This window comes from Bacillus subtilis subsp. subtilis str. 168 (assembly GCF_000009045.1).
GTDB classification, from domain to species: Bacteria; Bacillota; Bacilli; order Bacillales; family Bacillaceae; genus Bacillus; species Bacillus subtilis.
The window spans coordinates 3,894,028-3,915,317 of record NC_000964.3; the positions used below are offsets into that span (position 1 = coordinate 3,894,028).

Genomic DNA, 21,290 nt, shown 5'->3' on the forward strand with positions numbered 1-21,290 from the left:
GTTTATAGATATTTGACGGCTGCGACAACGATCATAATCCAAGAAATAATAAACGCCACACCGCCGAGCGGGGTGATCGCTCCAAGAATGGAGATTTGCGTCACACTTAGAATATATAAGCTTCCGGAAAACAGCACAATTCCCGCAAACATCAGCCAGCCGGCTGTCGTGACACTGCCTATGCCGGATAATTTATCAGCCAGAAACGCGACAACGAATAACCCAAGGGCGTGATACATATGATACTGCACGCCTGTGTGCCAAACCTGAAGATACTTATCAGGTATTTTCCCTTCTAATCCGTGAGCGCCGAATGCTCCGAGTCCCACGGCAAGCAGGGCGTTAATGGCCCCTAATATGATAAAAACTTTCATCTATCTCTCCCGCCTTTTCGTTAAACTCATATCATTTATCTTATCGCACCTGCACCAAAATTCAATGTTTGTTCTCCGTTGACACGAGATTGTCGGATTTTCTCCTGCGCCAAAGCTGGAACTGGTCAGCTGCTATTGCAGCAAGCGTCCCTAATACGAGCCCGTTGCTTAATAGAGAAATAAATACCGGATGCAATCCCTTTAACGCAGTTTCAGGAACAAACATGATACCGACCCCTGTCAGCAGTGAGATACCGATGATAGACCTCACCCTTTTTGATTCTTCTTTCTCATATGAATCAAATTCGGCAAAGGCCAGACCGCCCATTGCGGAGAACACAACAAAATTCACCGCAAATCCAACGGGTGACGGCAGGCTCGCAAACGTATTCATAAAAAACGGGATCACGCTGATCACGATAACCAGAATACTGCCGAGCATAAACGGTTTTTTAGAAGGCATCTTGGTCGTTTCAATAAAACCTGCGGCTCCCGAAATCGGAACAGGCGCAATAGCTCCCGTCAAACCGCTAAGCAGATGGCTGAATGAAGCTGCAAAACCGGCATGGCGTTCATGATGCTTTCCATCAGGCTGTTTGCTGAATTTTTTCATGGCGATGTCCACGACCTTCATGCTCGCCAGCATATTCACGATCAGCAAGATGGTAATAAAAATAGAAGTGATGATCAGGCCGCTGTTAAATAACGGGGTCCCAAAAGGAAACAGGGAAGGCAGCTGAAACAGCCGGTCCGGCATTTCAATCGGCTTTGCGGCTCCGGCAGCCGCAAACAGCACCCACCCGCCGAACAAGGCTAATAAAATAGAATATTGCTTAAAAAACATGATGTTCGAATTTGTCATTATAAAAGCGGCAGCGATCACAACAAGCGCCAGGCCAAATACAAGACCGTCCACCCCGTCCTGTCGATAACCGATTCCGAGAATTCCTTTTATAATGGGCTGACTCAGCTGCATGACAAGAAGCAATAAATAGACGCCCGTTACAACCGGAGTAAACAATTTTGCAAGTCTGTCAATGACCTTGAAAACACTTAACAAAAAGAAACATACAGCGCTTACAAGAAGAGCTCCCTGCAAACCCCGCAGTGTGTCTCCATATGTCGCAAACACAGTTCCCGTCAGCCCTGCGTAAATCGTATACACTCCCCACCACAAGCCGGCTGGGCTTTCATTGATCGGCAGTCTGTGGCCTTTCAAACACTGAATGACGGCGGCAATTCCCAGTACAAAAAAAGTGCTTTGAATCAATCTTGCAGAATCTGAGTGATCCAGATGAAACGACTGGGCAACCGCCACCGGAACAACAATCGCCGCAGCAATAATAAACGCTGTCCATTGCAGCGCGCCAAGAACCAATTTCACGTAAGCTCAACCTCTCTCTTTAAAAATCAAATAAAGACTCTCCGTTTCCATCCTCTTCCTGCTTCTCTTTTTCTTGCTTTCGATATTTGTTTAATCCCGCGCTCCCCATCATTTTTTCCATCATCAGCTGGTCTGTCGATGGCGGCGCGGCGGGACTTGGCGTAACGCTCGGCTGTATGCGGGGCGCGCTCGCGTTCTCCGGCTGATCAAGCACGACATCACACAGAGAACGGACAACCGCTACATAACGCTTCAGCTCCTCATCCCGTTCAGCCGTTTTTGCTTTTTTTAGCTCTTCTTCCATCTTTTGAATCAAAGCAGATATATGAATGTTCATGAAGCACCCTCCAAAAAAATAAATGTTGTCTTCCTGCATTTTATCAAATTCCTGCTGAAAACGCAGATATGAGTTTGTTATTTTTTCTGACAAACCTTGCGCGATTGACAAGCAGAAGAGATTTTTCACATAATAAATCACCATACCTTACAAAAAGGAGAAACGGAATGAACAGCATCCCCTCTATCATCAGCAAGCATAAAGCCTATTTTGCGGCGGGACATACGAGACCGCTTGAATCGAGACTGAACATTTTGCGAAAGCTGAAACAAGCCGTCAGAACTCATGAAGCCGATCTCATAGCCGCTCTCTACCAGGATCTCCATAAATCCGAGCAAGAAGCATACTCAACAGAAATCGGAATCGTCTTGGAGGAAATCAGCTTTGTCATGAAACGGCTGAGAAAATGGTCCAAGCCGAAACGAGTCAAAACGCCGTTGACTCATCTAGGCTCCAAAAGCATCATCATCCCTGAGCCGTATGGAACCGTTTTGGTGATTGCGCCTTGGAACTATCCCTTGCAGCTGGCGCTTTCTCCGTTGATTGGCGCCATTGCGGCGGGGAACACGGTCGTTCTCAAGCCATCAGAATATACGCCGGCTGTTTCTGCTATTCTTTCCAAACTCATCAGCAGCGTTTTTCCAACTGATTATGTCGCTATGGCAGAAGGCGGGCCCGATGTCAGCACAGCATTATTACAGCAGCCCTTTGACTACATTTTCTTTACCGGCAGTGTAGCTGTAGGAAAAATCGTCATGGAGGCCGCCGCCAAACAATTAATTCCCGTAACCTTGGAGCTCGGCGGCAAAAGTCCCTGCATCGTCCATAAAGATGCTGACATTCAGCTTGCCGCCAAACGCATCGTCTTCGGGAAATTTACAAATGCGGGACAAACCTGCATCGCACCGGATTATTTATTTGTCCACGAGGACATCAAAACGAAGCTCACAGAAGAAATGAAGCGTGCGATCAGAGAATTTTACGGCCCTCAGCCGGAACGGAATCCACAGTACGGCAAAATCGTCAGTGAGCGCCACTATCAGCGGCTGCTCAGCTTTCTGAATGATGGCATCCCGCTCACAGGCGGACAATCTGATCCCAATCATCACAAAATTGCGCCGACCATTCTCGAACAAGTGAGAGATGACTCTCCAGTGATGCAGGAGGAGATTTTCGGGCCGATTCTTCCGCTCTTTACATACCGCAATATCGGGGAAGTCATTGAGAAAGTCCAATCGCGCCCTAAGCCGCTCGCCCTGTATCTCTTCACCACAAACAAAGAAATTGAGCGCGCTGTTTTAGGAAATCTGTCGTTTGGCGGGGGCTGTGTCAATGATACGTTAATGCATGTTGCGACGCCGTATTTGCCATTCGGCGGCGTCGGGGAAAGCGGCATCGGCAGCTATCACGGGTTTGACAGTTTTAACACATTCACGCACAAAAAAAGCGTCGTCAAACAAACGAACCGTTTCGACTTCGCATTTCGTTATCCTTCCTCCAAAAACGGGCTGCGAATGATTCGAAAAATACTCAAATAAAAAAGCGCAGATCACCTGCGCTTTTTACAAATCCTTAATACACCAATCAATCGGCGCCTCTCCCATTTTCTCCAAATAGGCATTCGCCCGGGAAAACGGTCTGCTCCCGAAAAATCCGTTTCTCGCAGAAAACGGGCTGGGATGCGTCGATTCAATGATAAAATGCTTGGAGGTGTCGATCCGTTCTTTTTTCATTTGAGCATGCCGTCCCCACAAAATAAAGATAACCGGCCGCTCTCTTTCACTCAGCACGTCAATAATTCGGTCCGTCAGTCGCTCCCAGCCTTTTCCCTTATGGGAATTCGCCTGTCCGCGCCTTACTGTCAGCACAGTATTCAGCAAAAGAACGCCTTGCTTTGCCCAGCTCACAAGCGACCCGTGATTCGGGATGCTGCACCCGATGTCCTGCTGCAGCTCAAGAAAGATATTTTTTAACGAAGGCGGCTGCTTTACACCGGGCTTGACAGAGAAGCTTAAACCTTGAGCCTGTCCCGGCCCGTGATACGGATCTTGACCCAAAATGACGACCTTGACATCATCATATGATGTATAATGCAGCGCGTTGAAAATATCCCGGCTGTCCGGATAAATCGTTTGCTCCGCGTATTCCCTCTTCAGCATCTCTCTGAGCTCTTGATAATACGGTTTCTCAAACTCTTCCTTTAGCTGATTCCACCAGCTGTCTTGTAAAAGCTGTTTCAAGATTCAGGCCTCCTTACGAACGATGAAGTCTGGAATAGACAGGCTCGCCATCCCAAACCATTTCACTTTTTGCTTCCCGCCTCTTCATCTCAGGCTCTTCAAGCAGGACGGCAAAGTTTTTCGTCGGCAGCTCCCCGAGTCCGTGCTTTTCACTTAAACGATCCAAATATTGCTTCCGCTTGGCGCCAAGGTCAGCAGACTGATTGTCTCCCGCGTCACTGAAGGCATAAATCACGCTGGCGCAAGGGACACGCTTCACCCGGTAATCCTTGGCCGCGCGCAAATAAAAATCCCAGTCCCAGTAATTGTGCACATCAGCATCGAAATACCCGATTTCATCATGCAGAAAACGTCTGTACATGCTGCCCGACGGCACGTATGTAGAAAACACTCTCATATCCTCATAGTCAGCGGTATAAGCAAACAATTTCCGTGACACTGGATACCTTGTTCCGTTTTTCTCTTCAAACGAAACTATTTCCGCATCAGAATGAACGAAGTCTGCCGTTTCTATTTCCTTTGCCATTTTCTCGATATGCCCTGGCGTAAAGAAATCATCGTCATCACACAGCATAATGCAATCCCCAGACGCCTCTTTTACACCGGCATTTCTCGCAGCCACATGCCCCGAGTTCTTTTCTAAATTGATGACAGCAATCGGCAGCTCCGGATAAAGTGCTTTGACCGGCACGACCGATTCCCCGGCATCATTCACAATAATAATTTCATACGGCATCAAGGTCTGGCGGGAAATCGACTCCAAAAGCTCACACAAAGCCGGAATCCGATTATAGGTCACAATTACGATAGAAATCTTCATGATGCTCTCCTTCTCATTTTCATAGTCATGTACTATTAAAACATATATTGGACGGGAGATCAGTGGGAATATCCTACTGAAACGGCATACTACAATGATAGAAACAGCAAAGTGGCTCCGATCAGAAGCACCATGATCAGCATCAGATCTCCAAAGACATGAAAGATATCTTTCATGCGGACGCCATTCGGAAGGATAAGACGCCACAGCTTAGATTGATAGACCGGCAGCAGCACCAGTGCATAAGAAAGACACAAAAATGTAAAAGCCGGCGGCACAAAAGCACAGCCTGCATCGTCCCAATTCATCATGATGTCTTTCATACTAGATCCATCCAATAAAAACAAAGATATCATGAGGGCTAGCAACACAAAGGACCCCAATTGAACCTCAAACAGGCGCATTTTCTGGTTATATGCAAATCGGACCGCCCAAAACCAGACATAAGCATATGAACATAGCAGCGTAAGAATGGCACCTGCTGTAAAGACGACATCAGGCAGCCGATCAAGCAGAAAAACAAAAGGCAAGCTGGCTGCCATAGCCAAGAGCATGCAGCCACCAGTAAACAAAAATACTGCCCCATGAGCTACAAAACCATATAAACAAGAGCTAATCCTCACGACATACACCTCCTTTACATAGAAATTCTATGTATATACCTAAAAAATCAGACAAGCTGACGCCTGCCAATATAACAGCCCATTCGGCCAAATAACGGAAATAACAGCGTTGCAAAAGCACAAGTTCCAACAAACCAAGGTGTCAACAAGGATTGAAACAGCGCAGCAGGAATTACATTGAATAGAAAAACAAGCATAAAAATGACGTTTGGCACCATTGAGATCAGAATCGTATGTAGAACAAGCTTTTCTCCGCGTTTTCCAAACTCCTTCACGCCTTGATACCCAATCAGCACCCAGTAGATCATATATGCAGCTAAGATCAGCCAAACAGAAACAGAAATGCCTTTCCATACTGCTTGAACAAACGGTGATTCAAGCCATACATGCATTATTGTAATCGCAATGCCGACAGCGAATAGGGCACTGTTACAGAAAAGATGGAACATCAAAAACGCACGAAACGTTACTGGCTGTATTTTCTTAAACGAAGAAACAATGTCAGTTGGTGTTCCAAACGCCTGCAATAAAGTCTGCATAGCTTCCTCCTCACTCTTTCCTTCCTGAAAAGAGCGAAACAGATGATGTTCAATATGGCTCTCAATCTCTTCTATCATCGCCTCACCCTCAGGAAGCCCTTTAAGCCCGCTTTTGATTTCGGATACATATGTTTCTTTATCCATTTTGTCCGCTCCACTTCAGTATTCGGTCCATCATGGCTGAAAATACGCTCCATTCCTTCGTGCGTTCCGCCAGCACTTCTTTGCCCTCGTCTGTAATCCGGTAATATTTGCGGTCCGGTCCTTTCTCCTGCTTCTCCCAGTAGGAAGAAATATACCCTTGGCGTTCAAGCTTGTGAAGAGAAGGATACAAGGTCCCTTCTTTCATCTGCAGTTCATTTCCGCTGCGGCTTCCCATTTCTTTTACAAGCTCATAGCCGTACATCGGCCGCTCGTTCAGAAGCGTCAATACCAATATAACCGTGCTTCCCTTAACCAGCTCACGATTTAACATCTCAAAACCCCTACCTAGTTTTCTTATGTAGCATTTTACGAAAGCCCGTTGAGATTGTCAAATGATTCCTATAGATCTTCTATATTGTGATACAGAGAAAATCTAACTATAATGAAAGACAAAACATGATGGAGGTTCAAGACATGTCTATGCATAAAGCACTCACCATTGCCGGCTCAGATTCCAGCGGCGGTGCTGGGATTCAAGCTGATTTAAAAACATTTCAAGAAAAAAACGTATACGGGATGACCGCCTTAACGGTGATCGTTGCGATGGACCCAAACAACAGCTGGAACCATCAGGTATTCCCGATCGATACTGATACAATCCGCGCCCAGCTTGCAACAATTACGGACGGCATCGGCGTGGACGCCATGAAAACAGGAATGCTGCCAACCGTTGACATTATCGAGCTTGCGGCAAAAACGATCAAAGAAAAACAATTAAAAAATGTGGTAATTGACCCGGTTATGGTTTGCAAAGGTGCTAATGAAGTCCTTTATCCGGAGCACGCCCAAGCCCTGCGTGAGCAATTGGCTCCGCTAGCCACTGTCATTACGCCAAACTTGTTTGAAGCCAGCCAGCTCAGCGGCATGGATGAACTAAAAACAGTTGACGATATGATCGAAGCCGCGAAAAAAATTCACGCACTCGGCGCTCAATATGTCGTCATTACAGGCGGAGGCAAACTCAAACACGAGAAAGCCGTTGATGTTCTCTATGACGGAGAAACAGCGGAAGTCCTTGAAAGCGAAATGATCGATACGCCTTATACACATGGCGCAGGCTGTACATTCTCAGCAGCCGTGACAGCGGAGCTTGCCAAAGGTGCGGAAGTCAAAGAAGCCATTTACGCAGCGAAAGAATTCATCACAGCGGCCATTAAAGAATCCTTCCCGCTAAACCAGTATGTTGGTCCTACGAAGCATTCTGCACTGCGCCTGAATCAACAATCATAAAAAAAGGGGCTGCCTTACAGAGAGGCAGCCCTTTTTAAATCACCGAAGACTTTTCACAGAAAAAACTGCCGATCCCATCGGCAGCCTGTTTATTTGATTTTTAAATTGTTTGCAGATTTCCTCAAAAATGTTTCTATCGACTGAACAAAAAGTGCATATTCCTTCATTTGTTCATATGCCCGCGTGAGAATTTCCGCCGTTTCACTGTGCGGCGTTGTTCCGCCAAGCATTTTTTTCAGCTGAAGCAGCACATCCTTATATTCTTCTCGCTTATCTTCAACTTGGTTAGCAGCCTTTTCCAAACATTCCGGTGTTATCTTCTGTTCATGTATATTCAAGAAAACAACTCCTTTTACAGAAAAAAATAGTAGGTTATCGTTGAAGAATAGCACAGATGGCTCAGATTTCACATAAGAAAATAGAAGGATTTTCTACATAAGTGTCCAAATTCCGACATTCATTTCAGATTTCCCGGTCGCACTGGCTGTTACTTCATGATTTCCCGGGAAAGGAAAATATCTTGCACTCAAGACCTCTTCTCCGTTATTGATAAAGATTTCCACAGATGACGCGTCGAGAAACATGTGTACGGTATGCAAATCCTTGATGCGGCAATGTCTCGCTTCTGTTCTTTTTCCGTCAAAGCTCTTTCGTTCCAGCGTAACAATCCCCTCGTCTTTATGGAAGGAAAACGTAGCCGTTCCGCGGATACTGATTGAAAAGCCAGACTCCGTATGAATGTCTTCCAGTAGAATCTCAGTTCTTTCAGGTTTTTCCACTGGAAGCGCACCAGATGATCCATGCATGTTGATGTGTATTTTTTTCTCATTTCTGCGCATGGCTTTTAGCTCAGGCAGCGGCTGCTGAATCAGCTTCTGTCCTGAAAGCGTCAGCTGTCTCGGCAGCGTCATGCAGTGAATCCAGTGGCAGTCAATGGTCGGATGGGACCCTTCATCCTGATCAGGCACCGCCATCCATGCAAATAAAATCCGCCTTCCCTGATCGTCTTCAAGTGTTTGCGGCGCGTAAAAATCAAAACCTTGATCAAGCTCCGTAAATTCACCATGCTTCAGTTCAGGCTTGTTATAATCGAGGCGGCCGACAAAATAACCTGATTGATATACGTTCTGATAACGGAAACCGTCAGCCTCAAGCCCTTGAGGCGAAACAATCAGCACATCCGATCCTTGAAGGGAAAACAAATCAGGGCATTCCCACATGTATCCAAAATCGTCCAGCCCGTTGAAGCCCGCGCCGGTTATCGGGCCAAGAAATCTCCACTCTGTCAGGTTATCAGAAGCAAACAACACAGCCTGCCCTTTCAAATTCTCTGTTTGCGCACCAATCACCATATACCATGTGCCTTCATGCTCCCATACCTTCGGATCGCGAAAATGCGCCGTATATCCTTCCGGAAGGCGGGCGACGACACCCTTTTTCTCAAAGGACAGCCCGTCGTCAGAAACAGCAAGGCATTGATACGTTTCCCGATTTCCATCCTGATCCCTGACATTTCCTGTGTAAAAAAGATAGAGCCGATCGTCTTTCGTGACAGCGCTGCCCGAGTAGCAGCCGTTTTTATCAAACCAATCACTCGGAGCCAGCGCAATCTCTTCCCGCTTCCAATTCACAACATCCTGTGTCGTATAATGCCCCCAAAATTTTGCGCCGTGCCCCGTCTGAAACGGCTGCCACTGAAAGAATACATGATAGCTGCCCTTCCAATAAATCACGCCATTCGGGTCATTCAGCAGCCCAACCGGCGGCATGATATGAAAATGCTGGCGGTGCGGATCGCTGTTAGCGATGGGCTCTTTTTTCTCCACTTCTTCATAAGCCCGGCGACGAAGCTCCTGGTCATGTGCTGTCATTTTTTCCTCTCCTCATCCTCATTAATCTTCATGACAAATGCTGCAATGAACGCTGACACTGCCGCAATCGCCATGCCAATCAGATAGTGAATCAAGTTGCTGAAGCCAAACGGAGCCGCAATGGCGATCATCGGAATTCCCGTTAACCCGTAAGCGTTTGCAGCTACATGTGTAAAGACGACATATGCCCCACCCAATGCGCCTCCGATCATCGCGGCGATAAACGGTTTTCGGTAGCGCAGATTGACTCCGAATATGACGGGCTCAGTAATGCCGAGAAAAGCGGAAAATGCTGCCGGAAGCGCGATTTCTTTTGTCTTTGCCTTTTTCGCCATAAAGAAGACGGCAAGACCTGCCCCGCCCTGTGCGACATTCGCCATTGACCAGATCGGCAGCAAGTAGTTTTTGCCTATATCTGCAATTAGCCCTGCCTCAATCGCATGGAAGCTGTGATGAACGCCTGTCAGCACGATGAGTGAATACGTGCCCCCGAAAATCAGACCTGCGACAAAACCGGCATGGTCATATACATAAGTTAAAGCAACCGTAATGCCGGAGCCAAGCGCTCTGCCTAGAGGGCCAATCGCGATAAAAGCAACAAACCCGGTGACAATCACAGTAACAAATGGTGTAACAAGCAAATCCACCGCATGTGGAACCACTTTTCTCGTCCATTTCTCTACCTTGCTCATCACATACACCGCAAGCAGGACAGGGATAACAGTTCCCTGGTAGCCGAGAAGAGCGATATCAAATCCGAAAAGATGCATGTAATCAGGTGTCGCTTCCGCCAATCCCCATGGATTTAAAAGATTCGGATGAATCATGATTCCCCCGATGACCGCTCCCAAGTATGGATTGCTGCCAAACTCTTTTGAAGCGCTGACCCCGATTAGAATCGGCAAGAAAATGAATGCTGCACTTGAAAACATATCAAGCAGCTGCAAAAGCGCAGAATCCTTGCTCATCCAATGAAACGCATTGATCATACCCAGCAATCCCATTAATAGGCCGCTGGCTACAATAGCTGGGATGATTGGAACAAAAATATTAGAAAGCGTTTTCGCAAATCTCGCAGCGGGATTCAGCTTTTCTTTTGCCGCATCCTGATGATTGACGTGTTCTTCACGCTCGATATCAGCTTCTTTAGAAAAGGCATCGAATACTTTATTCACAAGGCCTGTTCCGAAAATGATCTGGTACTGGCCAGAGCTGCTGAAAGCCCCTTTAACGCCATCAAGCTCTTCTACTTGTGCTTGATCTATCTTTGATTCATCTTTCATCACTAAACGCAGTCTTGTTGCACAATGAGCCGCGCTGATAATATTTTCTTTCCCTCCGAGAAGCTCAATGAGGCGTTTTGCAGTCTCTTTGTAATCCATCTATTTCTCCCCCTTTTATTTAAACAAAAAAGACCTAAAATTCGCCAACGAATAAAGGACACAGCGATCCTTTTTCATTTACGCAAATTTTAGGTCTTGCCTGCTTTACCAGTCACAATCCCGCTTATTCAGATTAAGAATACGCTTTCATCATAAATCATGATAGCGTTTTCGTCAACTATTTTTTTAGTTAAATAGTTTGATATAACATGTAGACAAAAATTCGTAAAAATTAATTGTGAAATACTTCACAATATCGTGCTATACTATGCTCAATCATGAAAGAAAGCAGGAAAAGACAATGGAAACTCAAGCATTACAAAAGGTTGAACAGTATGCTTTGAAAAAACAAAACATATTCGCTTCAAGCAAAATCCGTTATGTGCTTCGGTCCATTTTGGCCAGTATATTTATTGGTTTTGGCATTACAGCCGCAAGCAAAACAGGCAGCTATTTCTTTATGGCTGATTCTCCGTTTGCCTTTCCGGCAGCCGCTGTCACTTTCGGGGCCGCTATTCTGATGATTGCTTACGGAGGCGGAGATTTATTTACCGGCAACACCTTTTATTTCACCTATACCGCGCTCCGGAAAAAAATCAGCTGGCGCGACACCCTATACTTGTGGATGTCAAGCTATGCCGGCAATTTAATCGGCGCCATTCTGTTTGCCATCCTGATCAGCGCGACGGGACTTTTTGAGGAGCCTTCTGTTCATTCCTTTTTGATTCATTTGGCAGAGCACAAAATGGAGCCGCCGGCTTCCGAATTGTTTTTCAGAGGAATGCTGTGCAATTGGCTTGTGTGCCTCGCCTTTTTCATTCCAATGTCTCTCAAAGGGGAAGGAGCAAAGCTTTTTACCATGATGCTTTTCGTTTTCTGCTTCTTTATTTCCGGCTTTGAACACAGCATTGCCAATATGTGCACATTCGCCATCTCGCTTTTGATCGAGCACCCTGATACAGTGACACTGATGGGAGCAGTCAGAAACTTAATCCCCGTTACGCTCGGCAATCTGACCGCGGGAATAGTTATGATGGGCTGGATGTACTACACACTGAATCCTGATCAATAAAAAAACTTCCAGAGATCACTCCCTGCAAGTCAAAGCGGTTATTCCGAGAGATCTTGAAGACGCTGGACATGCAGCGTGATATAGCCGGCCTCGGATTCCGGCAAATGTAATTGATATTCATTTTTCAAAAACTCCGCCAGCTCCAGCGCACATTGATAGGCGAATGAATACTTTTTTTGGATGAAATAAAGCATCTCCTCGTCCATACGATGGAGCGCTTCATTTGATTCCAACCGGCTGACCGCGTATCGCAAATGCGTGACAAGGCGTTGATAGGAAATGCTGTTTTCATCCACCTTTCGATTAAAGTATTGTTTTATTTTCTCTATCATTTCTTTGATCATGGTCGTATGCTTCAGCGCTGAATACATGCTCTCCGCATCCATCTTCGCCGTATGGATGTGAAGGGCAATATAACCCGCTTCATCTTCAGGCAGAGACACGCCCAATGTCTCTTTTACATGTCCGATCGCCCACAGGCCGATCTCATATTCTTTTTTATAGAGCGCCTTTATCTCATGCAGCAATTTATTCTGCACAAGCAGCCCATTTTGAATCCTTTCGATCGCAAAGGACAAATGGTCGGAAAGCGCGATATGAATGTGATCGCTCAGCGGCGCCGCGAGCTCTCCTTCCGCATAGCTGATGATATCCTCAGCTATTTCTATATGCTCCTCCGGCAGTGTTTGCAGGATTTGTTTGAACTTTTCATTCTCGTCGCGCACGACAAAGATCTTTTCCACTTTATTCATAGGGATGAGATCATTTTTCTTTTTTTGAAAAGCGATTCCCGGTCCCATCACGATTTTTTCCTGATCATCCTCTTTTATTAAAGCCGCATTGTTGTTTAATACTTTATAGATTTTCAAGAGGTTATCTCTCCCGCCAATTTGCTTTTGACTGGGATTTTACCTCCTTTTGACCGCCATGTAAAGATGCGGGCCCGCTCTCTCCTGCTTTGGCGATTCCTTGAAGGCTTGCAAACATCTTCTTTTATAAAGCGCGGCGGCTTTCGCTTTCTGCTTTTCTTCCTCATTCACAGCCATCCGCCATTCATAAAACGAAACGAGTCCTGCGGCCTGCACAGCCGCCTTTCTTTGGTATGTACGCTGAGCCGAATAGACCGCGGCAGCCGCAGTTTTTCTGTCCGGCGTCACCCAGTTCATCAAAAAGACCATCCACACCCGTAAAGATACAAGCAAACGTTTCATAGAAAAACATCCCTCCGCTTCTTTTTGGCAGGCAGCCTTTTTAGCAGCCCGTTTTCTCAGCCGCAGCCCGCAAGAAAAGACGGCCGATTTCTTTTCTCGCAAACTAGCGGCTCTAGCAAAACTCATGACTCTATGATAGACCGTGGAAAGAGAATTCTTTGTCACAATATGAGTGAAAAAACCAACTAGTTTTTAGAAGTTTTGTTGAAAGCTGAAAGAATTGAAATGAAAATTGGAGAACCGCTTTGAAAACTTTATACACAAGTTATCCCAAAGATAAGAACAACTTAATCACAAGAGATATCCACATGTCCACAAACTCTATCTATATTTTGTATACGAACGTATATTCCTAACTATATATATACACAGGTTTATTCACTTATACACAGGGTTCTGTGTATAACTCCTTCGTTATACACAAACAAAATCCAATAAATGGTCCAAATGACACAAGGATTTTTTTGAATTTTCAAGAAATATATACTAGATCTTTCACATTTTTTCTAAATACAAAGGGGGAAACACATTGAAAAAGGGGATCATTCGCTTTCTGCTTGTAAGTTTCGTCTTATTTTTTGCGTTATCCACAGGCATTACGGGCGTTCAGGCAGCTCCGGCTTCTTCAAAAACGTCGGCTGATCTGGAAAAAGCCGAGGTATTCGGTGATATCGATATGACGACAAGCAAAAAAACAACCGTTATAGTGGAATTAAAAGAAAAATCCTTGGCAGAAGCGAAGGAAGCGGGAGAAAGCCAATCGAAAAGCAAGCTGAAAACCGCTCGCACCAAAGCAAAAAACAAAGCAATCAAAGCAGTGAAAAACGGAAAAGTAAACCGGGAATATGAGCAGGTATTCTCAGGCTTCTCTATGAAGCTTCCAGCTAATGAGATTCCAAAACTTCTAGCGGTAAAAGACGTTAAGGCAGTGTACCCGAACGTCACATATAAAACAGACAATATGAAGGATAAAGACGTCACAATCTCCGAAGACGCCGTATCTCCGCAAATGGATGACAGTGCGCCTTATATCGGAGCAAACGATGCATGGGATTTAGGCTACACAGGAAAAGGCATCAAGGTGGCGATTATTGACACTGGGGTTGAATACAATCACCCAGATCTGAAGAAAAACTTTGGACAATATAAAGGATACGATTTTGTGGACAATGATTACGATCCAAAAGAAACACCAACCGGCGATCCGAGGGGCGAGGCAACTGACCATGGCACACACGTAGCCGGAACTGTGGCTGCAAACGGAACGATTAAAGGCGTAGCGCCTGATGCCACACTTCTTGCTTATCGTGTGTTAGGGCCTGGCGGAAGCGGCACAACGGAAAACGTCATCGCGGGCGTGGAACGTGCAGTGCAGGACGGGGCAGATGTGATGAACCTGTCTCTCGGAAACTCTTTAAACAACCCGGACTGGGCGACAAGCACAGCGCTTGACTGGGCCATGTCAGAAGGCGTTGTCGCTGTTACCTCAAACGGCAACAGCGGACCGAACGGCTGGACAGTCGGATCGCCGGGCACATCAAGAGAAGCGATTTCTGTCGGTGCGACTCAGCTGCCGCTCAATGAATACGCCGTCACTTTCGGCTCCTACTCTTCAGCAAAAGTGATGGGCTACAACAAAGAGGACGACGTCAAAGCGCTCAATAACAAAGAAGTTGAGCTTGTCGAAGCGGGAATCGGCGAAGCAAAGGATTTTGAAGGGAAAGACCTGACAGGCAAAGTCGCCGTTGTCAAACGAGGCAGCATTGCATTTGTGGATAAAGCGGATAACGCTAAAAAAGCCGGTGCAATCGGCATGGTTGTGTATAACAACCTCTCTGGAGAAATTGAAGCCAATGTGCCAGGCATGTCTGTCCCAACGATTAAGCTTTCATTAGAAGACGGCGAAAAACTCGTCAGCGCCCTGAAAGCTGGTGAGACAAAAACAACATTCAAGTTGACGGTCTCAAAAGCGCTCGGTGAACAAGTCGCTGATTTCTCATCACGCGGCCCTGTTATGGATACGTGGATGATTAAGCCTGATATTTCCGCGCCAGGGGTCAATATCGTGAGCACGATCCCAACACACGATCCTGACCATCCATACGGCTACGGATCAAAACAAGGAACAAGCATGGCATCGCCTCATATTGCCGGAGCGGTTGCCGTTATTAAACAAGCCAAACCAAAGTGGAGCGTTGAACAGATTAAAGCCGCCATCATGAATACCGCTGTCACTTTAAAGGATAGCGATGGGGAAGTATATCCGCATAACGCTCAAGGCGCAGGCAGCGCAAGAATTATGAACGCAATCAAAGCCGATTCGCTCGTCTCACCTGGAAGCTATTCATACGGCACGTTCTTGAAGGAAAACGGAAACGAAACAAAAAATGAAACGTTTACGATTGAAAATCAATCTTCCATTAGAAAGTCATACACACTTGAATACTCATTTAATGGCAGCGGCATTTCCACATCCGGCACAAGCCGTGTTGTGATTCCGGCACATCAAACCGGGAAAGCCACTGCAAAAGTAAAGGTCAATACGAAGAAAACAAAAGCTGGCACCTATGAAGGAACGGTTATCGTCAGAGAAGGCGGAAAAACGGTCGCTAAGGTACCTACATTGCTGATTGTGAAAGAGCCCGATTATCCGAGAGTCACATCTGTCTCTGTCAGCGAAGGGTCTGTACAAGGTACCTATCAAATTGAAACCTACCTTCCTGCGGGAGCGGAAGAGCTGGCGTTCCTCGTCTATGACAGCAACCTTGATTTCGCAGGCCAAGCCGGCATTTATAAAAACCAAGATAAAGGTTACCAGTACTTTGACTGGGACGGCACGATTAATGGCGGAACCAAACTTCCGGCCGGAGAGTATTACTTGCTCGCATATGCCGCGAACAAAGGCAAGTCAAGCCAGGTTTTGACCGAAGAACCTTTCACTGTTGAATAAGAAAAAGCCCTGCCGATTCGGCAGGGCTTTTTAAAGATCAGTCAGCAAACGCCTCCTGCAATAAGCGATACGATCGGAGCTTATCTTCAAAATGATGCGTGATGGTCACCACCATGATTTCCTCTGTTTCATACGCGTTACTCAAAGCTAACAGCCGCTCCTTAACCTGTTCTTTCGTACCAACAATCATTCGATTTCGATTATCAGCAATTCGTCTCTGTTCATAAGGAGAATACGTATTTTTCCGAACAGCTTCATACGAAGGAACTCCCTCTAAAGGAATACCCTGCTCTCCCGCCAAAAGTGTAAAATCAAGCACAGCCCCAAGCTCCTCTGCCTTCTCCTCCGTGTCAGCACAAAGAACAAAAACAGCAACTGCCGCTCGAGGCGTATCTCCTAACACAGACGGTTTGAATCGCCTCTTATACTGTCTGACAGTACCCTCTCCGCCCTCTCCATTGATAAAATGGGCAAACATATAGCCAGCGCCAGATTCAGCTGCGAGCAGCGCGCTTTCTCCAGATGAGCCGAGCAGCCACACATCCGGAGCCGTTGAAATATGCGGCGCAGCGGTCAGATTCGGAAAACGGTGTTTGTCATCCGCCAAATCATGCAAATACATGGTCAGCTCCTTAATTTGCTGCGGATACTGATCAGCATTGCGCTTACCACCGTCATTCAGCGCCCATGATGCAATCGGCATTCCCCCCGGTGCTCTGCCAAGCCCCAGGTCAATTCTTCCTGGTGTCAGCCCCTCCAGAACACGAAAGTTTTCAGCTACTTTATAAGCACTGTAATGCGGCAGCATGACTCCTCCTGATCCAACACGAATTCGCTTTGTTTTCGCTGCTATATGACTGATTAGCACCTCAGGACTGGACCCTGCCAGCCGTTTTGAAAAGTGATGCTCAGAAACCCAAAATCTCTTATATCCAAGGTCCTCAGCAGCTTGGGCAAGCGCAACGGTTTGCTGTAAGGCCGTTTCTGCATTGCTGCCCTCTGATACTGGAGATTGATCTAATATACTTAATGAAACCATCCCTACCACCTCATCCTCATCGTATCACTGATCCCCTATTTTTTCTCCAAAGCCGCTCACACTGCTTATCAGTGTCCCCTATCATTCGCCATTTATTTGTGAAAGCATGTCCCTATTTGTCGGAATATGTTACACGTGAAACATAAAAACCCCTCCAGACGGAGAGGTTTGCTTTAGTTTTTATTAAAGCCCTTTTCTTTCACGTAGTCATTTAAATACGTACGCGGCTTTTGCTTCATAAAGTTCAGTATTTGATCGGACCACGTTTCTTCCCGCTTCCCGTTTGTTCTTTCTCTATAGTAATCAGAAATGGTTTTGTCATACGTATTCATAGTATGACGGAAATCGTCTGTGTTCACATTATACGTATTTTCATGATAAACGGCCTGCTTTGGCAATCTCGGTTTTTTGCCGGAAAGGTTCGCAGGATGGCCTACTGCCAGTCCGAAAAGCGGGAGCACATGGTCAGGCGTTTGCAGCACCTCTGTCACCTTGTCCAATTCATTCCGAATGCCGCCGATATAGCAAATGCCAAGCCCCATGGATTCAGCGGCAATGCTCATATTTTGCGCTGCCAGCGCCGCATCAATCAAGCTAACCATAAACATTTCTGTATTCTCGAGCAGCTCAGAAATATGTTCACCTTTTTCCTCAGCCAGTTGTTGATGGCGGTACAAATCCGCACAAAATACAAAAAAGTGTCCGTTCTTCTCAACGTAAGGCTGATTCCCAGCAAGCACGGACAGCTCACGTTTTTTCTCAGGATCAGAAACCCCGATAATCGAATATGCCTGCACATAGCTGGATGTAGACGCAGCCTGCGCACTTTTCACTAATGTATCAATTTCTTCAGCTGTCAAAAGCTGATCAGTAAAAGACCGGATTGACCGATGATTCAAAATGGTTTCGATTGTGTTATTCATCACAAAAACCTCCTTATCACTTTTTATCATATCCGAAAAAAAGTGATCTCAAAAGTGAAATGCTCTGCACAAAAAAAGACAGCCTCTGTAAAGGCTGTCTGCATATCAAGAATTAAAAAGATAACTTCTGTATTTCGTCAGCTGCACACTTGCATTATATACAATCCCAAATCCGATTAACGTGGAAAGTGTCGAGCTTCCCCCATAGCTGACAAACAGCAGCGGAATCCCGGTAACAGGCATAATGCCAATGTTCATTCCGATATTCTGGAATGTGTGGATCACAATTAACGCCGTATAGCCAACGCAAAAGAAAGAAGCGAAACGGTTAAACGGATGTATTTTGTCTATCAGAACAACAAGCCTGTAGATTAAAAAGAAGAACATGATGACAACAATTGCACAGCCTATAAAGCCAAATGACTCACCTATTATAGAAAAGATAAAGTCAGTCGTACTCTCTGGAACATAAACCTTCAAATTAGAAATACCATTACCTAAAATACCACCAGATCCTATTGCCATGATGGCCTGGTCAACTTGCCAGCTGTCATTTGAATCTTCCTGTGTCTCATTTGAAGCAGACACCCAAGAAGTGACCCGCTTAATTTGATAATCCTGTATTCCAACTGATTTAGCAACGTCAGGAAAGTTTATCATTACTAATAAAATTAATGAAATGAGTAAGATACCTGAACCAGCTATGATCGCAATCAATTTCCAATTTATCCCTGACATAAAAACCATTACAAGAACGATAAACATACATATTCCCGCAGTCCCAGCATCCTGCATCAGGATAAGACCTACAGGAATAACTGCGACACCCGCAATCTTTAATAACAAGTGGATATCATCCCTAAGCGTCCGAACTCCTTTAGGATTTGCTTTTCCAATAACTGAAGCAAGCATCATAATCAAACCAACCTTCATAAACTCTGACGGCTGTATTGTTATTCTACCGATCCTAAACCAACTTTTTGCCCCTTTAATAACAGGTGCAATAGACTCGGGACTGATTTTAAGAATAATCAAAGATAAAATACCAATGATAAAAATATATAAACTTAACTTTTCAAGCTGTTCTAAATCAAAGTACAAAAGAACTGTAATGGCTACAGCCCCCAAAAGATAAAACACAATTTGCTGAATCCAATCCGTGTTCCCATACTGCCCAAACTGACCGGCAGCATATATTGATACTACGCTTATAATAAAAAACACACCAAATATAAAAATCAAATCCCCCTGGTAAAAGGGGCTTTGCTGTTTCTTATATCGACTCATTCTATCCCGCCTTACATTTTCATCGGAAAATCACTAATGTTTATTATACATGAACCACGTTCAAGATGACACGTGAAGCTCGCTTCCTTTTATGTTTTTTCAGCATTTGCGGCGCTTTTTCAGCTACACGAAATATGACGTATCATAAACCGAAATGTTTCGATTGACACAAAACTTTTCAAATGAAAAAAACGCCATACCAATAGAATTTGTTAAAAAACGAATGCGATAATGTGTTATGTTCCCAAATAATGTGATACCTCATATAGAAATAGCTAAAAATTCAGAGCCCCATGCCCATACATTCTCCTAGCACATTAAACGAAAAAATAAGACGATAGATCCAGTCCATTTCTGCAAAAACACGTATCAATTTCTGGAAAACATGGTATAATAATTGTAACAGAATGTTCAAAAAACAATCACAAAACAGACACAACTCAGTTCCTCTATTTCATTTTTGTAAACGTTATCACAAAATGAAAGGAGACGGGTATGATGGACATGTTTTTTGCTTACTTATTGGTTGCCAGCGCAACGCCTCTCTTTATTTGGCTTGATAACAAAAAAGTCGCACTCTCAGCTATTCCGCCAATCATTTTAATGTGGGTATTCTTCTTCTTTTACGCAACAGAAAGCCTTTCTCCACTTGGACACACTCTCATGATTATCTTGTTTGCCGTTAACGTCATTGTCGCTCATATCGCCGCATTTATCATTTACGGCCTTCCGTATCTTCGCAGAAAGCGAAGCAGCTGAAGACAGCAAAAAACCCTCTTCCACTGAAGAGGGTTTTTTGTATTATTCGTTATGGCCTGAATGCTCTGAGTGTTCAGCGCCTCCAGGAGGATTTCCGTCCATATGGTCACCATGGTGATAGTGAGCCGCGAAAATCCAGATGGATCCAAGTACGATAACGATCGCGCCAAAGAATCCGAACAGCGTGTTTCCGACTTGGATCGTGCCGTTTTCGCTCTCTGTCATATGCATGAACATGAGAAGCTGCAGCGCCGCCTGAATGAAGGCGAAGCCGAAGATAATCCAAAGTTTTGCTGATGAGCTCAGGTCAGTATACACTGCAACCCATAGAGCCAGCAGGGTCAAAACGATAGACAGGATAAAACCTACAATGTGTTTCCATGGAAAGTGACTGTGTTCAGCAGATTTGTTTGCCATTTTACAGACCCCCCAATCCCATGAGATAGACACCTGTAAAGATGAAAATCCATACAACATCTAAGAAGTGCCAGTACAAGCTTGAGATAAAGATTTTAGATGAAGTTTGCGGAGTTAAGCCGCGTTTCTTCAACTGAATCAGAATTCCTGTGATCCAGAAAATCCCGATTGTTACGTGAGTTCCGTGAGTTCCAAGTAAAACAAAGAATCCAGACCAGAACGCACTTGTACTGAGAGCCGCTCCTTCATGTACATAGTGAACAAACTCGTTGATCTCGCATCCGACGAAGCCGGCACCGAGAAGAAGAGTGATAATTGTCCAAATGACTACGCCTTTTAAACTTCCGCGGCGCATTTCATGAACAGCGATCCCGCAGGTAAAGCTGCTGATCAGCAGCAAGAACGTCATAATCATTACCAGATTGACTTCAAATAGTTCGTCTGGCAAGACACCTCCAGCTGTTCTGTTTTTAAGAACGAAGAAGGTTGCAAATAGTGTTGAGAACAACACAATTTCTGCCCCTAAAAAGATCCAAAACCCGAGAATATTAAGTCTGCCGGTTTCAGATTGATATTCCATAGGCGCGTTAGAATTGCCGTGTTCTGCATGTTCCATAACTCACGCCTC

The 21,290-nt window shown here is 45.2% G+C and carries 23 protein-coding genes; 5 read left to right on the forward strand and 18 right to left on the reverse strand.

All coding sequences use genetic code 11. The features are described from left to right. Window positions 1-2: 2 nt before the first annotated feature. From ywdK to ywdI, 3 genes are all read right to left on the reverse strand, one after another. On the reverse strand, window positions 3-374 hold the full coding sequence (ywdK, locus tag BSU_37930) for a hypothetical protein (protein ID NP_391672.2): 372 nt from the start codon (window positions 372-374) through the stop codon (window positions 3-5). Between the two features lie 61 nt (window positions 375-435). Beyond that, a complete protein-coding gene (ywdJ, locus tag BSU_37940) occupies window positions 436-1,758 on the reverse strand; it encodes a putative purine/pyrimidine permease (protein NP_391673.2) in 1,323 nt (440 codons plus the stop codon). 19 nt (window positions 1,759-1,777) lie between these two features. Then, window positions 1,778-2,095, reverse strand: a complete 318-nt coding sequence (gene ywdI / locus BSU_37950) for a hypothetical protein (protein ID NP_391674.3) — start codon at window positions 2,093-2,095, stop codon at window positions 1,778-1,780. Between the two features lie 167 nt (window positions 2,096-2,262). Here ywdI and ywdH point away from each other — a divergent pair, with 167 nt between their 5' ends. Beyond that, on the forward strand, window positions 2,263-3,633 hold the full coding sequence (gene ywdH / locus BSU_37960) for a putative aldehyde dehydrogenase (protein ID NP_391675.2): 1,371 nt from the start codon (window positions 2,263-2,265) through the stop codon (window positions 3,631-3,633). A gap of 24 nt (window positions 3,634-3,657) precedes the next feature. On the opposite strand, the gene ung is transcribed toward ywdH, so the two are convergent. The 5 genes from ung to ywzG all read right to left on the reverse strand — a co-directional run bounded on the left by ung (window position 3,658) and on the right by ywzG (window position 6,792). Continuing rightward, window positions 3,658-4,335, reverse strand: coding sequence for a uracil-DNA glycosylase (ung, locus tag BSU_37970; protein NP_391676.1), 678 nt, complete (start codon window positions 4,333-4,335; stop codon window positions 3,658-3,660). A 13-nt stretch (window positions 4,336-4,348) separates the two neighbouring features. After that, the gene (gene ywdF / locus BSU_37980; RefSeq protein NP_391677.1) at window positions 4,349-5,155 is read right to left on the reverse strand and encodes a putative glycosyltransferase; all 807 of its coding nucleotides are present in this window, start codon (window positions 5,153-5,155) and stop codon (window positions 4,349-4,351) included. An 89-nt stretch (window positions 5,156-5,244) separates the two neighbouring features. Beyond that, complete coding sequence (gene ywdE, locus BSU_37990; protein NP_391678.1) at window positions 5,245-5,778, reverse strand: putative integral inner membrane protein of unknown function; 534 nt, start codon at window positions 5,776-5,778, stop codon at window positions 5,245-5,247. A gap of 47 nt (window positions 5,779-5,825) precedes the next feature. Continuing rightward, window positions 5,826-6,461 carry a putative integral inner membrane protein of unknown function gene (ywdD, locus tag BSU_38000; RefSeq protein NP_391679.2) on the reverse strand — a complete coding sequence of 212 codons (636 nt, stop codon included), beginning with the start codon at window positions 6,459-6,461 and terminating at the stop codon, window positions 5,826-5,828. Further along, window positions 6,454-6,792 (reverse strand): putative transcriptional regulator, PadR family, encoded by a 339-nt coding sequence (ywzG, locus tag BSU_38018; RefSeq protein YP_003097793.1) that lies wholly within the window; start codon window positions 6,790-6,792, stop codon window positions 6,454-6,456. Before ywzG ends, ywdD begins: the two co-directional genes overlap by 8 nt. A gap of 143 nt (window positions 6,793-6,935) precedes the next feature. Between ywzG and pdxK the strand changes: the two genes are divergently transcribed. Next, a complete protein-coding gene (gene pdxK / locus BSU_38020) occupies window positions 6,936-7,751 on the forward strand; it encodes a pyridoxine, pyridoxal, and pyridoxamine kinase (protein ID NP_391681.1) in 816 nt (271 codons plus the stop codon). Between the two features lie 89 nt (window positions 7,752-7,840). Here the strand turns inward: pdxK and ywdA are convergent, their stop codons facing one another. The 3 genes from ywdA to sacP form a co-directional block, all read right to left on the reverse strand. Next, a complete protein-coding gene (gene ywdA / locus BSU_38030) occupies window positions 7,841-8,089 on the reverse strand; it encodes a hypothetical protein (RefSeq protein NP_391682.1) in 249 nt (82 codons plus the stop codon). Between the two features lie 93 nt (window positions 8,090-8,182). After that, complete coding sequence (gene sacA, locus BSU_38040) at window positions 8,183-9,622, reverse strand: sucrose-6-phosphate hydrolase (protein ID NP_391683.2); 1,440 nt, start codon at window positions 9,620-9,622, stop codon at window positions 8,183-8,185. After that, the gene (gene sacP, locus BSU_38050) at window positions 9,619-11,004 is read right to left on the reverse strand and encodes a phosphotransferase system (PTS) sucrose-specific enzyme IIBC component (RefSeq protein NP_391684.3); all 1,386 of its coding nucleotides are present in this window, start codon (window positions 11,002-11,004) and stop codon (window positions 9,619-9,621) included. The genes sacA and sacP overlap by 4 nt, the downstream gene beginning before the upstream one ends. Before the next feature lie 301 nt (window positions 11,005-11,305). Here sacP and nirC point away from each other — a divergent pair, with 301 nt between their 5' ends. Further along, entirely contained in the window at window positions 11,306-12,076 is a 771-nt protein-coding gene (nirC, locus tag BSU_38060) for a nitrite transporter (RefSeq protein NP_391685.1), read from the forward strand. Between the two features lie 38 nt (window positions 12,077-12,114). Here the strand turns inward: nirC and sacT are convergent, their stop codons facing one another. Together sacT and ywcI are read right to left on the reverse strand one after the other, a co-directional pair. Further along, window positions 12,115-12,945: a transcriptional antiterminator of sacAP expression gene (gene sacT, locus BSU_38070; RefSeq protein ID NP_391686.1), complete on the reverse strand. Its 831-nt coding sequence runs from the start codon at window positions 12,943-12,945 to the stop codon at window positions 12,115-12,117. Window positions 12,946-12,984: 39 nt separating this feature from the next. Continuing rightward, window positions 12,985-13,287 carry a hypothetical protein gene (gene ywcI / locus BSU_38080; RefSeq protein NP_391687.2) on the reverse strand — a complete coding sequence of 101 codons (303 nt, stop codon included), beginning with the start codon at window positions 13,285-13,287 and terminating at the stop codon, window positions 12,985-12,987. Between the two features lie 529 nt (window positions 13,288-13,816). Here ywcI and vpr point away from each other — a divergent pair. Beyond that, a complete protein-coding gene (gene vpr, locus BSU_38090) occupies window positions 13,817-16,237 on the forward strand; it encodes an extracellular serine protease (RefSeq protein ID NP_391688.1) in 2,421 nt (806 codons plus the stop codon). Between the two features lie 37 nt (window positions 16,238-16,274). Here vpr and ywcH read toward each other — a convergent pair whose 3' ends face one another. The 3 genes from ywcH to rodA all read right to left on the reverse strand — a co-directional run bounded on the left by ywcH (window position 16,275) and on the right by rodA (window position 19,486). Then, a complete protein-coding gene (gene ywcH, locus BSU_38100) occupies window positions 16,275-17,276 on the reverse strand; it encodes a putative monooxygenase (RefSeq protein ID NP_391689.1) in 1,002 nt (333 codons plus the stop codon). A 173-nt stretch (window positions 17,277-17,449) separates the two neighbouring features. Continuing rightward, window positions 17,450-18,199 carry an FMN-containing NADPH-linked nitro/flavin reductase gene (nfrAA, locus tag BSU_38110; protein NP_391690.1) on the reverse strand — a complete coding sequence of 250 codons (750 nt, stop codon included), beginning with the start codon at window positions 18,197-18,199 and terminating at the stop codon, window positions 17,450-17,452. Between the two features lie 105 nt (window positions 18,200-18,304). After that, window positions 18,305-19,486 (reverse strand): glycosyltransferase involved in extension of the lateral walls of the cell, encoded by a 1,182-nt coding sequence (gene rodA, locus BSU_38120; protein NP_391691.1) that lies wholly within the window; start codon window positions 19,484-19,486, stop codon window positions 18,305-18,307. A gap of 495 nt (window positions 19,487-19,981) precedes the next feature. On the opposite strand from rodA, the gene ywcE reads away from it, so the two are divergent. Next, entirely contained in the window at window positions 19,982-20,245 is a 264-nt protein-coding gene (gene ywcE / locus BSU_38130) for a holin-like protein required for proper spore morphogenesis and germination (protein ID NP_391692.1), read from the forward strand. 42 nt (window positions 20,246-20,287) lie between these two features. Here ywcE and qoxD read toward each other — a convergent pair whose 3' ends face one another. Beyond that, window positions 20,288-20,662, reverse strand: coding sequence for a cytochrome aa3-600 quinol oxidase (subunit IV) (gene qoxD, locus BSU_38140; RefSeq protein NP_391693.1), 375 nt, complete (start codon window positions 20,660-20,662; stop codon window positions 20,288-20,290). A 1-nt stretch (window position 20,663) separates the two neighbouring features. Next, window positions 20,664-21,278 (reverse strand): cytochrome aa3-600 quinol oxidase (subunit III), encoded by a 615-nt coding sequence (qoxC, locus tag BSU_38150; protein ID NP_391694.1) that lies wholly within the window; start codon window positions 21,276-21,278, stop codon window positions 20,664-20,666. Window positions 21,279-21,290: the final 12 nt, after the last annotated feature.